Origin of the sequence: Achromobacter ruhlandii, from assembly GCF_902859695.1 — a bacterium.
GTDB lineage: Bacteria > Pseudomonadota > Gammaproteobacteria > Burkholderiales > Burkholderiaceae_B > Achromobacter > Achromobacter ruhlandii.
In genome coordinates, this window is the sequence record NZ_CADIJL010000066.1 from 1 (window position 1) to 11,319 (window position 11,319).

At 70.1% G+C, this 11,319-nt stretch carries 14 protein-coding genes; 8 read left to right on the forward strand and 6 right to left on the reverse strand.

Annotated elements, in window-relative coordinates:
- The 4 genes from HV742_RS31665 to HV742_RS31680 all read left to right on the forward strand — a co-directional run.
- Positions 1 to 394: formate dehydrogenase accessory sulfurtransferase FdhD (locus HV742_RS31665; RefSeq protein ID WP_175147256.1), on the forward strand; the 394-nt coding region annotated here is incomplete at its 5' end.
- 5 nt (positions 395 to 399) lie between these two features.
- The gene (locus HV742_RS31670) at positions 400 to 657 is read left to right on the forward strand and encodes a formate dehydrogenase subunit delta (protein WP_175147257.1); all 258 of its coding nucleotides are present in this window, start codon (positions 400 to 402) and stop codon (positions 655 to 657) included.
- Between the two features lie 146 nt (positions 658 to 803).
- Positions 804 to 2,471, forward strand: a complete 1,668-nt coding sequence (locus HV742_RS31675; RefSeq protein ID WP_175147258.1) for an OFA family MFS transporter — start codon at positions 804 to 806, stop codon at positions 2,469 to 2,471.
- 155 nt (positions 2,472 to 2,626) lie between these two features.
- On the forward strand, positions 2,627 to 3,757 hold the full coding sequence (locus HV742_RS31680) for a methyltransferase (RefSeq protein ID WP_175147259.1): 1,131 nt from the start codon (positions 2,627 to 2,629) through the stop codon (positions 3,755 to 3,757).
- A gap of 57 nt (positions 3,758 to 3,814) precedes the next feature.
- Here HV742_RS31680 and HV742_RS31685 read toward each other — a convergent pair whose 3' ends face one another.
- The 3 genes from HV742_RS31685 to HV742_RS31695 are packed head-to-tail and all read right to left on the reverse strand — an operon-like array spanning position 3,815 to position 5,636.
- On the reverse strand, positions 3,815 to 4,504 hold the full coding sequence (locus tag HV742_RS31685) for a DUF1345 domain-containing protein (protein WP_054417101.1): 690 nt from the start codon (positions 4,502 to 4,504) through the stop codon (positions 3,815 to 3,817).
- A gap of 32 nt (positions 4,505 to 4,536) precedes the next feature.
- Complete coding sequence (locus tag HV742_RS31690) at positions 4,537 to 5,061, reverse strand: chromate transporter (protein WP_175147260.1); 525 nt, start codon at positions 5,059 to 5,061, stop codon at positions 4,537 to 4,539.
- A complete protein-coding gene (locus HV742_RS31695; RefSeq protein ID WP_054417100.1) occupies positions 5,058 to 5,636 on the reverse strand; it encodes a chromate transporter in 579 nt (192 codons plus the stop codon). Before HV742_RS31695 ends, HV742_RS31690 begins: the two co-directional genes overlap by 4 nt.
- Before the next feature lie 128 nt (positions 5,637 to 5,764).
- On the opposite strand from HV742_RS31695, the gene HV742_RS31700 reads away from it, so the two are divergent.
- The 4 genes from HV742_RS31700 (at position 5,765) to HV742_RS31715 (ending at position 8,532) form a co-directional block, all read left to right on the forward strand.
- On the forward strand, positions 5,765 to 6,691 hold the full coding sequence (locus HV742_RS31700; protein ID WP_063579889.1) for a LysR family transcriptional regulator: 927 nt from the start codon (positions 5,765 to 5,767) through the stop codon (positions 6,689 to 6,691).
- Positions 6,692 to 6,729: 38 nt separating this feature from the next.
- Complete coding sequence (gene murI, locus HV742_RS31705) at positions 6,730 to 7,533, forward strand: glutamate racemase (RefSeq protein ID WP_059272417.1); 804 nt, start codon at positions 6,730 to 6,732, stop codon at positions 7,531 to 7,533.
- Positions 7,534 to 7,667: 134 nt separating this feature from the next.
- Positions 7,668 to 8,093: a universal stress protein gene (locus HV742_RS31710; protein WP_063568619.1), complete on the forward strand. Its 426-nt coding sequence runs from the start codon at positions 7,668 to 7,670 to the stop codon at positions 8,091 to 8,093.
- 10 nt (positions 8,094 to 8,103) lie between these two features.
- Positions 8,104 to 8,532 (forward strand): universal stress protein, encoded by a 429-nt coding sequence (locus HV742_RS31715; protein WP_059272419.1) that lies wholly within the window; start codon positions 8,104 to 8,106, stop codon positions 8,530 to 8,532.
- A 90-nt stretch (positions 8,533 to 8,622) separates the two neighbouring features.
- On the opposite strand, the gene HV742_RS31720 is transcribed toward HV742_RS31715, so the two are convergent.
- From HV742_RS31720 to HV742_RS31730, 3 genes are read right to left on the reverse strand one after another with little or no spacing between them, the layout of a single operon-like run.
- Complete coding sequence (locus HV742_RS31720) at positions 8,623 to 10,005, reverse strand: ATP-binding protein (RefSeq protein WP_175147261.1); 1,383 nt, start codon at positions 10,003 to 10,005, stop codon at positions 8,623 to 8,625.
- Positions 10,002 to 10,664: a response regulator transcription factor gene (locus HV742_RS31725; RefSeq protein ID WP_054417095.1), complete on the reverse strand. Its 663-nt coding sequence runs from the start codon at positions 10,662 to 10,664 to the stop codon at positions 10,002 to 10,004. Before HV742_RS31725 ends, HV742_RS31720 begins: the two co-directional genes overlap by 4 nt.
- Entirely contained in the window at positions 10,664 to 11,011 is a 348-nt protein-coding gene (locus HV742_RS31730; protein WP_100503429.1) for a PepSY domain-containing protein, read from the reverse strand. Before HV742_RS31730 ends, HV742_RS31725 begins: the two co-directional genes overlap by 1 nt.
- Between the last annotated feature and the right edge of the window lie 308 nt (positions 11,012 to 11,319).

Sequence of the window (11,319 nt, forward strand, 5' to 3'; positions counted from 1 at the left end):
GGTGCTGCGGGCGATGCGCGACATGCGCGCGCGCCAGGCGCTGCATGACCTGACCGGCGCCACCCACGCCGCCGGCTGGGCCGACGCCAGCGGCGCCGTGGCGCTGGTGCGCGAGGACGTGGGCCGCCACAACGCGCTCGACAAGCTGGTCGGCGCGCTGGCGCGCCAGGCCCTGCCCGCCGCGCGCGGCGTGGTGCTGGTGTCCAGCCGCGCCAGCTTCGAGATGGTGCAGAAGACCGCCGCCGCCGGCGTCGGCATCCTGGCGGCGGTGTCTGCCCCCACCGCGTTGGCCGTGCGCCTGGCCGACAGCGCCGGCATCGCGCTGCTGGGCTTTCTGCGCAACGACGACGCGACCCTGTATTCCCACCCCGAACGCATCACTTCGCAGACCTGACACGCATGGAAATCGGCAACCTGATCCGCATGGCCAACCGCATCGGCCAATTCTTCGAAGCCATGCCGCTGCGCCCGGAAGCGGTGGAAGGCGTGGCCAACCATATCCACAAATTCTGGGAACCCCGCATGCGCAACGAGCTGCTGGAATTCCTGGCGCGGCAGCCCGACGGCGATGCCGGAGAACAGCAATTGCATCCGCTGGTGCTGGAGGCGGTGACGCAGAACCGCGAACGCCTGACACCGCTGGCGCGCGTGCCCTGACCGATTGACGCGTCCACACCGATCCGCGTGCCCGCGACGGCGCGCGGGCGCAGCAAGCTTTACCGCAGCAAAGGGTTCAACAAGAGACGGCGGGACTGGATTTCTCCAGCCAACGCCGCTATAAAGCCGCACCCCGAGGAGACCTCATGGAAAGCACTGCAACGCTAGACCTGCCCGGCGCCAAGCCGGGCTTCCTGGACAAGGAACGCACCATCGCCGGACCGGGTTTTTCCCGCTGGCTGGTGCCCCCGGCCGCCCTGGCCATCCACCTGTGCATCGGCATGGCCTATGGCTTCTCGGTGTTCTGGCTGCCGCTGTCCAAGGCGGTCGGCGGCGCCCAGCCGCTGGCCTGCCCGGCCGACATGAGCCTGGTGGCCGAGCTGTTCACCACCAGTTGCGACTGGCGCATCTCCACCATGGGGTGGATGTACACGCTGTTCTTCGTGCTGCTGGGCTGCTCGGCGGCGCTGTGGGGCGGCTGGCTGGAGCGCGCCGGTCCGCGCAAGGCGGGCGTGGTGTCGGCGCTGTGCTGGTGCGGCGGCCTGGTGATCTCGGCGGCCGGCGTCTACCTGCACCAGATGTGGATGCTGTGGCTCGGCTCGGGCGTGATCGGCGGCATCGGCCTGGGGCTGGGCTACATCTCGCCGGTCAGCACGCTGATCAAGTGGTTCCCGGACCGCCGCGGCATGGCGACCGGCATGGCCATCATGGGCTTTGGCGGCGGCGCCATGATCGGCGCGCCGCTGGCCGACCTGCTGATGCGCCACTTCGCCACGCCGACCTCGCCGGGCGTGTGGCAGACCTTCCTGACCATGGCGCTGGTGTACTTCATCTTCATGATGTCGGGCGCGCTCGGCTACCGCGTGCCGCCCACCGGCTGGAAGCCGGCGGGCTGGACCGCACCCGCCAGGCACGCCAACAACGCCATGATCACCCAGGGCCACGTGCACGTGAAGCGGGTCTGGGGCGTGCCGCAGTTCTGGCTGGTGTGGCTGGTGCTGTGCCTGAACGTGACCGCCGGCATCGGCATCCTGGGCATGGCCTCGCCGCTGCTGCAGGAAGTGTTCGGCGGCGGCCTCATCAACAAGCCGGAGCTGGGCTACGGCCAGCTCGACAAGACCCAGCTGGCGGCCATCGCCGCCATCGCGGCGGGCTTCACCGGGCTGCTGAGTCTGTTCAACATCGGCGGCCGCTTCTTCTGGGCCAGCCTGTCGGACAAGCTCGGCCGCAAGATGACCTACCTGATCTTCTTCGTGCTGGGCTTCGCGCTGTACGCGGCGATTCCCTGGACCGCGCACATGGGCGCGCTGGCGCTGTTCGTGGCGGCCTTCTGCGTCATCCTGTCGATGTATGGTGGCGGCTTCGCCACCGTGCCGGCCTACCTGGCGGACCTGTTCGGCACGCAGATGGTGGGCGCCATCCACGGCCGCCTGCTGACGGCGTGGTCGGCCGCGGGCATCTTCGGGCCGGTGCTGGTGAACTACATCCGCGAATACCAGCTGTCCATCGGCGTGCCGCGGGCGCAGGTGTATGACATCACCATGTACATCCTGGCCGGCATGCTGGTGCTGGGCTTCCTGTGCAACCTGGCGATCCGCCCGGTGAACCCCAAGTACTTCATGAGCGACGAGGAACTGGCGCGCGAAAAGGCCCTGGCGCATGAGCGCGCGGCGGCGGCCGAGACCCACGGCGTGGGCGCCTCGACCTTCCGCACGCCGGCGGCGCTGGTGCTGTTCGCCTGGGCCTGCGTCGGCGTCCCGCTGGCCTGGGGCATCTGGATCACGCTGCAGAAGGCCGTGGTGCTGTTCCACTGATACGGCCCCGACGGGCGGCGCCAGGCGCCGTCCGCCGCCCCCGAAGGCGCGAAGCTGCTACATTGGCAGCCCGCGCCTTGTTTTCTTTTCCCCCCTGGATTTCCCCGTTTCATGACCGTCCTGCCCCTGAAGCCCGCCTTGTCCGGAGCGTCCCGTTGACCCTGCCTGAACTGCATTGGACCGAGGGCGAAGCCCCGGACCAGACCCACCACACCGCCCGCTGGCGCTCGGAATCCGGCGCCACGCCGCCCAAGCGCGTGGTGCTGGCCGACGACCGCACCACGGCGGACATGGCCTATCGCCTGGCGTGCGAAGGCGTGGGCCTGCTGTGGCGCGGCGACTTCCAGAATGCGCGCCAGTTGTTGCAGGCGATCACGCGCCGCGTGGACAAGCGCCCGCGCAAGCCGGTCGAAACCATGCTGGAGGCTTTCAACCAGCATCGCCAGATCCAGTCGCAGCGCGCCCGCATCCTCGGCATGCTGCTGATTCCGTTCGACGCCGGCCACGGCATTTCGCTGCGCCGCGCGCCGGACGCGCGGCAAGCCTGCGAGGCAGCCCACGGCCCCGCCGACGAACCCTACGTGGCGTCGCTGCGCGAACTGCTGGGCCTGATCGGCGCCTTCGAATGGCGCAAAAAGGGCGTGGAGATTCCCGCGCTGGACAACCGCATCCACCCGCACTACGGCGTGTTTTCGCCGCTGCGGGGCGAGTACATCGACCTGGTGGCGCGCACCCCGATGCCGCGCGGCAGCGTGTCCTTCGATATCGGCACCGGCACCGGCGTGCTGGCGGCGGTGCTGGCGCGCCGCGGCGGCAAGCGCGTCATCGCCACCGACATGGACCCGCGGGCGCTGGACTGCGCCCGTGAGAACCTGGAACGGCTGGGCCTGGCCAAACAGGTCGAGGTGGTCCAGGCCGACCTGTTCCCCGAAGGCCGGGTCTCGCTGGCCGTGTGCAACCCGCCGTGGCTGCCGGCCCGCCCCAGCTCGCCGGTCGAGCACGCGGTCTACGACCCCGACAGCCGCATGCTGCGCGGCTTCCTCAATGGGCTGACGGCGCACCTGACGCCCAACGGCGAGGGCTGGCTGATCCTGTCGGACCTGGCCGAACACCTGGGCCTGCGCACCCGCGAGCAATTGCTGGAGATGATCGAGCAGGCCGGCCTGCGCGTGGTGGAGCGCATCGACACCCGGCCCACGCACGGCCGCGCCAAGGATCCCGACGATCCCTTGTACGCGGCGCGCTCGAAGGAAGTCACGTCGCTGTGGCGGCTGGCGGCGGCCTGAGCGCGCGCCGCCCGTCGTTCGGGACATGCAGAAGCCCGGCCCCCCGGCCGGGCTTTTTCATGCCCGCCCCGCCGCGACGTTGACGCTGATGGCGATGATGAAGACGTTGAAGAAAAACGCGATGACGCTGTGCACCAGCGCCGTGCGCCGCATCCGCCGGCTGACGATCTGCACGTCGGAAACCTGGAAGGTCATGCCCAGCACCAGGGCGAAATAGGCGAAGTCCCAGTAGTCGGGATCTTCCTTGCCCGGGAAGTCCAGGCCCTTGTGCATGGCATTGCGATGACTGTAGTAGCCATGCGCGTAATGCAGCGCGAAGATCATGTTCATGTAGAGCCACGACAGCACGATGCTGATGGCGGCCGCCACCAGATCGGCCACGCCCTCGGCGCCGCCGGCCGCGCGCATTTCGGTCCACAACGCCGCCATCACCAGACACGACAGCGCCACGCTGCTCCAGAGCACCGCGCCGCGGCCGACGTCGACCTGCTGCGCCCGCACCCGCATCATGGCCGGGGTGGCCTTGCCGAAGGCGGCGGCGGTCAGCAGCAGGAACACCAGCGCCGCCACGTCGAAAGCCAGCAGCCCCGCGCGGCTGGGCGTCAGGCCGACCCGCCACAGCGCGCCCGCCAGGGCGGCAAACAGCAGGCCGCACAGCACCAGCCGCCGGTGCGCATGGAAGAAGGGCAGCGGCTCGACCTCGGTCGAGGGCGATTCGATCTGCGGATCCTTGGCCGGCGGCGACATGGCGGACTCCCAGTGTGGCAGCAGCCTAAACGCTAACCCATAGCGAGCAATCCGACCAGCGCCCCGCCGAACAGCAGCCACAGCGGATGGATGCGGGTAAAGCTGCCCAGCAGCGCGGCCACGGCGGTGATCGCGCCGAGCAGCCAGGTATGGGCCGAGGCCTCGGTGATGAGCGCGGCGCTGGCGGCCACCAGCCCGACCGTCATGGGGAAGATGCCGGCCTGGATCACGCCGCGCCAGGGGCGATCCTTGAAACGTTCCCACAAGCCGAGCGCGAGAATGGTGATAAGGGACGAGGGTCCGAACTTGGCCAGGGTGGTGACCAGCATGCCGGCCCAGCCCGCCACGTGCCAGCCCACCAGCGTCACGACCATCAGGTTGGGGCCGGGCGCCGCCTGGCCCAACGCGAACAGCGCGGAGAAGTCGGCGGCCGTCATCCAGCCGTGCACTTCCACGACCTGGCGCTGCATTTCCGGCAGGATGGTGTTGCCGCCGCCAAAGGCCAGCACCGACAGTTGCGAAAAGATGATGGCCAGGGCGATCAGGGTCTGCATCATCGACGTTGCCTCCAGACCAGCAGAATGCTCAACGGTGTCAGCACCGCCATGGTCGGCAGCAGCGGAATGCGCAGCACCGCGATGGCGATGAAACAGGCGGTGGCCACCACGCCGGCCAGCCAGTCGCGGCGCTTGAGCACCGGCAGGCCGATCTTGACCGCCATCGAGATCAGCAAGCCCGCCGCGGCGGCGGCCAGGCCGGCGAACAGGTGCTGGATGTGCGGGTCGTTCTGGAAGCGGTCGTAGACCATGCCCAGCAGCACCACGATGGCCGAGGGCGCGAGGATCAGGCCCATCAGCGCCGCGAAGGCGCCGCGCGGGCCGCGAAACTTCATGCCCAGCGCCACCGACAGGTTGATGATGTTGCCGCCCGGCAGGAACTGGCACAGCCCCAGCAGGTCGGTGAATTCGGCGCCGGACAGCCAGCGGTGCTTTTCGACCACCATGCGGCGCGCCAATGGCAGCGCGCCGCCGAAGGCGGTCAGGCCGAGCATGAGGAATCCGTGGAACAGTTGCCCGCAGGTGGGCGGCGGCCGCGTGGCGGCGTCGGGGGAATCAGGTGCTGCTGCGTTCATTGTCGTGTGGGCGCGGTGGCCGCCAGGCGCCGGCGCCAGCGCCGGGTGTGAAGAGATAGCTCGCAGCCTACTCCCGGGCCTGGATAATGTCTAATATATGACCTGTTAAACATTCATATCCATTACATATGGCTTCCGTCGACCTGCGGCTGTTGCGCTATTTCCTGGCAGTGGCCGAGGAATCCCACCTGACCAAGGCCGCCGCCCGGCTGGGCATCCGCCAGCCCCCACTCAGCCAGCAGATCCGCGCGCTGGAACAGGAACTGGGCGTCACGCTGTTCCACCGCCTGCCGCGCGGCATGGAACTGACCGAAAGCGGCCGCGCCCTGCTGGCCGACGCGCGCAGCATCCTGGCGCTGGTCGACCAGGCGGTCGATGGCGTGCGGCGCGTATCCCTGGGCGAGGCGGGCCGGCTGACCGTCGGCTTCACCGGCTCGGCCGCGTTCCACCCCTTCGTGCCGTCCGTGATCCGGCGGTTTCGCGAAAGCGCGCCGCAGGTGCGGCTGGTGCTGGAGGAAAGCAGCACCGGCGAACTGATGGAGGACGTGCGCGACGGCCGCGTCGATGTCGCCTTCATCCGCGGCGCCCACGGCGTCGACCGGGGCGTGGCGGTCGAGACGGTGCTGGAGGAAAGCATGCTGGCCGCCTTTCCGGCCGACCATCCCATGGTCAAGGGACGCGCGCGCAAGCGCATCGCGCTGTCGGAGCTGGCCGAGGAATCGCTGATCCTCTACCGCCGCCACAGCGGCCCGGGGCTGTACGACGCTATCATCTCGGCCTGCCGCGCCGCCGGCTTCAGCCCGCGCGTGGCGCAGGAGGCGCCGCGCATGCTGTCGACCCTGAGCCTGGTGGCGGCCGGGCTGGGCGTGTCGCTGGTGCCGGCCTCGCTGCGCCGGGTCAACATCGAGGGCGTGGTGTACGTCAACGTCAGCGGTCCGGCCGAAATGCGCGCACCGCTCACGCTGATCTGGCGCGACGCGCCGTTGACCGGCGCCATCCGCCGCCTGATCGAGGAAGTGCGGGCGCACCGCGAAGCCGAGGTCCCGGCGCGATAGCGCTACACTGGCCTCCCCCCAGTCCCAGCCGCATCCCCATGCCCGCCCCCCCTCCCATCGGCGTATACGACTCCGGCGTCGGCGGATTGAGCGTGCTGCGCGCCATCCGCGAGGCCCTGCCGCGCGAGCACCTGCTGTACGTGGCGGATTCCGCTCACGTGCCCTACGGCGAGAAGACGCAGGAATACGTCCAGCAAAGGGCCCTGGCCATCGCCGACTACCTGGTGTCGCGCCAGGCCAAGGCGATGGTGGTGGCCTGCAACACCGCCACCGCCGCCGCCATCGCCACGTTGCGCGCCCGTCATCCGGACCTGGTCATCATCGGCGTGGAGCCGGCCATCAAGCCGGCCGCGCACCTGACGCGCAGCGGCGTGGTGGGCGTCTTCGCCACCACCGGCACGCTGGCCAGTCCCAAATTCGCCGCCCTGGTGCAGCGCGAGGCGCCCGAGATCCGCATCCTGTTCCGCCCCTGCCCCGAATGGGTGCTGCAGGTGGAACGCGGCGAGATCCAGGGCGAAGCCGCCGCCCGGGTCGTGGCCGCGCCGGTACGCGAACTGCTGGCCCAGGGCGCCGATGCGCTGGTGCTGGGCTGCACCCATTTCCCGTTCCTGCATGACGCGATCCAGGCCGCGGCGGGCCCCGCCGTGCCCTTGCTGGAGACCGGCGGGCCGGTGGCGCGGCGCCTGCGGCACCAGTTGCAGGAACGCGGACTGCTGGCGGCCGCCGGCCCCGGCGCGCTGGAACTGGCGACCACGGGCGAGGCCGCCGCGCTGGGCCGCCTGGCCACACAATTGCTCGGCCAGCCGGCGACCGCGGCGCGGGTGCCCCCGGGCTGGTGCTGACGGCGCGTTCGCGTTTCCTTTGATTGCGCGCATCCCGCCGCCGCCCGCGCGGCGGAATAATTGCGTAAAGTGGAGTTGTCGCGGCGCCGCCATGACGTGGCCGCCGCGGGCTCGCGGACAACAAGGAGACGTCGATGAAACGCATTCTGATCCCGGTGGACGGCTCGCGGCATGCCGTCCACGCCGTGCGCGCCATGCTCGATGCGCGCGCCTATGACCCCGTCGAACGCGTGGAGCTGCTGACCGTGCAGGTTCCACTACAGGCCGGCAAGATGGGCCGCGGCCTGTCGCAAGCCGATATCGACGCCTACCACCAGGAGGAAGGCGAAGCGGCGCTGCGCGACGCCAGCGCGCTGCTGGCCGAGGCCGGCGTGGCGTTCGGCGAGCGCATCGAGATCGGCGCGGCGGCCGAGACCATCGCCCGCGTCGCCGCCGAGATCGACGCCGACGAGATCTACATGGGCACGCGCGGCCTGGGCTCGGTGGCTGCGCTGTTCATGGGCTCGGTCGCCACCAAGGTCCTGCACCTGACGGAATTGCCCGTCACCCTGGTCAAGTAAAGGAGCCGCCATGCTGAACATCCTCGTCCCGGTCGACGGTTCCGACAATGCCAACCGCGCCGTGCTGCACGCGCGCCAGCTGGCCCAGGGCGCGACCGACGCGCGCATCCACCTGCTCAACATCCAGACGCCGCCGCAGGGCCGCGCCGGCCTGTCGCGGCTGGTCACGCAGGAAATGATCGACGAATACTACGTGCGCGAGGGCCAGGAAGCCGCCGATGAGGCGCGCAAGCTGCTCGATGTCACCGGCACCGACTACACCAGCCACGTCGAATTCGGCCGGCCGGCCGTCGAGATCCACGCGTATGCGCAGGAACACCGCTGCACGCGCATCGTCATGGGCACGCGCGGCCATGGCGCGCTGGCCGGCATGCTGATCGGCTCGGTCGCCAACCAGGTGGTGCAACTGGCCGAGGTGCCGGTGACGCTGGTGCGCTGAGCGCCAACGACGGCGACAGGCGTCGGGCCACAGGCGACAATGCCGGCCGGCCAGCTGCGCCGGCCGCCCGGCCCGGCGCCGGCGGTTCAGCTAGGCGCCGGTCGGCAGCGCCGGCAGGATCAGCGTCACGCGCAACCCGCCCAGCGGCGATTGTCCGGCGCTGACCTCGCCGCCGTAGGTGCCAGCCAGATCGCGCACGATATCCAGCCCCAGGCCCGAACCCGGGCGCTGCTCGTCCATGCGCACGCCGCGCTCGAAGATGCGCTCGCGCTCGTCCTCGGAAATGCCCGGGCCGTCGTCGTCGATCACGATGCGCAGGCGGTCGGGCGCGTCTGCCTGGGCGCCGATCCGCACGCGCCGCGCGGCCCATTTACAGGCGTTGTCGAGCAGGTTGCCAACCATCTCCTGCAGGTCCTGCTCCTCGCCACGGAACTCAAGCCGGTCGGAGAATTCGTCCATCTCCAGCGCCAGCCCGCGCGCCGCGTACAGGCGCTGCATGACGCGCAACAGCGCCTGCAGCGGCGCCCGCAGCGGCGTGCGTCCGCCCGCCGTGCCGGAAGCGGCCGCGGCCCGCGCGCGCGCCAGATGGTGGTCGATCTGGCGCTGCGCCATGGCGACCTGTTCCCGCACCAGCCGGGCGAACGCGCCCTCTTCGCGCGCCGCCGCGTTGCCCAGGATGGTCAGCGGCGTCTTGACCGCGTGCGCCAGGTTGCCGGCCTGGGTGCGCGCCCGTTGCACGATATCGGCGTTGACCGCCAGGACGCGGTTGAAATCGTCGACCAGCGGCTGGATCTCGCTGGGAAAACGGCCCTCGATCCGCACGCTGTTGCGGCCCTGCTGCGCGGCGAGCTGGCGCCGCAGCCGTCCCAGCGGCCGCAGCCCCACCGCCACCTGCACCACCGCCGCCACCACCATTCCGGCCGCGAGCGCGCCGAGCGACCACAGCAGCATGTGGTCGAAGCGTTCGATCGGTTCGGCCAGCACCGCGCGGTCGGCGGCCACCACCAGGCGCAGCGAACCGGCGTCGCTGTCCTCGGGCTTGAGCAGGCGCGTCAGCGCGCTCAGGCGGTGATTCTCGGGCCCGGCGATGTCGTAAAGACCGTCGGCGTCGTCTACCGCGGGCAGCGTCAACACCTGGTCCCACAGCGAGCGCGAGCGCGCCACGCCGGCGGCCGCCACGCGGCCGCTGTCATCGAGGCGGTCGATCTGCCAATACAGGCCCGACAGCGGCTGCTCCAGGCGCGGGTCGCTCAGCGGCGAAGCCACCGTCGGGCGGCCGTCCGGCGCCACGCTGACCGCCGCCGTCAGCTGGTTCATGTGCAGCGCCAGTTCGGTCCGCAGTTGTTCGGTGATGTGCTGGCGGAACAGGTTGCCCAGCCCCCATCCGGCCAGCACGACGATCGCCGCGATCCAGGCGAGCGTGCCGGCCAGCATGCGCCAGCGCAGCGACCCCGGCGCGCGCGGCGACGTCATGACGGACAGGCGAGCCGGTAGCCGAGCCCGCGCACGGTCTCGATGGTGTCGGCCGGCAGCTTCTTGCGCAGGCGGCCGATGAACACGTCGATGGTGTTGGAATCGCGATCGTGATCCTGCGCGTAGATGTGTTCGATCAGTTCGCCGCGCGAGACCACCTCGCCGGCGCGCTGCATCAGCACCGCCAGCACCTTGAATTCATGGCTGGTGAGGTTCAGCGGCTGGCCATCGACCGTGGCGCGGGCCAACCGCGTGTCGAGCATCAGCGGGCCGCAGCGCCATTGCGCGCTGGCGTGGTGGCTGTGGCGGCGCAACAGCGCCCGCACGCGCGCCAGCAGTTCTTCCATGTGGAAAGGCTTGGTCAGGTAGTCGTCGGCGCCGGCGTCGATGCCGGCGACCTTTTCGTGCCAGTTGGAACGCGCCGTCAGGATCAGCACCGGCATGCCGCGCCCGGCCGCGCGCCACTGCTTGAGCACCGTCAGGCCGTCCATCACCGGCAGCCCCAGGTCCAGCACCACCACGTCGTAGGTCTCGACCTCGCCCATGTAGTGGGCGGCGCCGCCGTCGGCCGCCGTGTCGACGGTGTAGCCGCCGTGGCGCAGCGCCTCGGCCAGTTGCGACGCCAGGGTCGGTTCGTCTTCGACGACAAGTATGCGCATCAGTGTCGGTTCCGGAATTGGATGTCGCGCCCCTTCATGCCCAGCACGGCGCCGTCGCGCGCATCGATCTTCAGCTTGACCAGATTGCCGCCGGGCTGCAGCAGGCGGATCTCGTACAGGAAGAGGCCGTCATCCTCTTCGAATTCCACCTTGACCACCTGGCCGGGATAGTCGCGTTCGACGATATCGAGCACGGACCGCAACGGCAGCACCTTGCCGGCCTGCAAGGCCTGGCGCGCCTGTTCGTGGTCGCTTTCGTCGGCGCGGCCGGCGCCGGGCCCGACGGCCAGCGCAAGGGCCAGCGCAAGGCCGGTCAGCCAGATTCCGATACGAAGGCGTGCGGTCATGGGGATTCCGTCGGGCGGTCGCGTCCAGGGTAACCCGGCGCGCGGGGGAAAAACAGGGGAATGCAAGCGTCTCATTTATAGCGTGTCGAACATGAACGGCGGGTGAATGACGGCTTCAGAACGGGTTCATGCGCCCCCCCGAATAATGACGTCATGGCCGATCCACGGCCCCACTTCGACCCTCAGGAGAAAACCGCATGAACCCGATCCGCAAAACCCTGACCGCCCTGGCCATCGGCGCCGCCACCCTCACCGGCGCCGCCGCGCTGGCGCAGACCGCGCCGCAACCGGCCCCGGCCGCGCCGGCG

Excerpts from the sequence above, each read along its gene's own strand:
- HV742_RS31670 (WP_175147257.1), top strand. The coding sequence starts at position 400 with ATGGAAATCGGCAACCTGATCCGCATGGCCAACCGCATCGGCCAATTC.
- HV742_RS31675 (WP_175147258.1), top strand. The coding sequence starts at position 804 with ATGGAAAGCACTGCAACGCTAGACCTGCCCGGCGCCAAGCCGGGCTTC.
- HV742_RS31685 (WP_054417101.1), bottom strand. The coding sequence starts at position 4,504 with ATGTCGCCGCCGGCCAAGGATCCGCAGATCGAATCGCCCTCGACCGAG.
- HV742_RS31690 (WP_175147260.1), bottom strand. The coding sequence starts at position 5,061 with ATGATGCAGACCCTGATCGCCCTGGCCATCATCTTTTCGCAACTGTCG.
- HV742_RS31695 (WP_054417100.1), bottom strand. The coding sequence starts at position 5,636 with ATGAACGCAGCAGCACCTGATTCCCCCGACGCCGCCACGCGGCCGCCG.
- HV742_RS31700 (WP_063579889.1), top strand. The coding sequence starts at position 5,765 with ATGGCTTCCGTCGACCTGCGGCTGTTGCGCTATTTCCTGGCAGTGGCC.
- murI (WP_059272417.1), top strand. The coding sequence starts at position 6,730 with ATGCCCGCCCCCCCTCCCATCGGCGTATACGACTCCGGCGTCGGCGGA.
- HV742_RS31710 (WP_063568619.1), top strand. The coding sequence starts at position 7,668 with ATGAAACGCATTCTGATCCCGGTGGACGGCTCGCGGCATGCCGTCCAC.
- HV742_RS31715 (WP_059272419.1), top strand. The coding sequence starts at position 8,104 with ATGCTGAACATCCTCGTCCCGGTCGACGGTTCCGACAATGCCAACCGC.
- HV742_RS31720 (WP_175147261.1), bottom strand. The coding sequence starts at position 10,005 with ATGACGTCGCCGCGCGCGCCGGGGTCGCTGCGCTGGCGCATGCTGGCC.
- HV742_RS31725 (WP_054417095.1), bottom strand. The coding sequence starts at position 10,664 with ATGCGCATACTTGTCGTCGAAGACGAACCGACCCTGGCGTCGCAACTG.
- HV742_RS31730 (WP_100503429.1), bottom strand. The coding sequence starts at position 11,011 with ATGACCGCACGCCTTCGTATCGGAATCTGGCTGACCGGCCTTGCGCTG.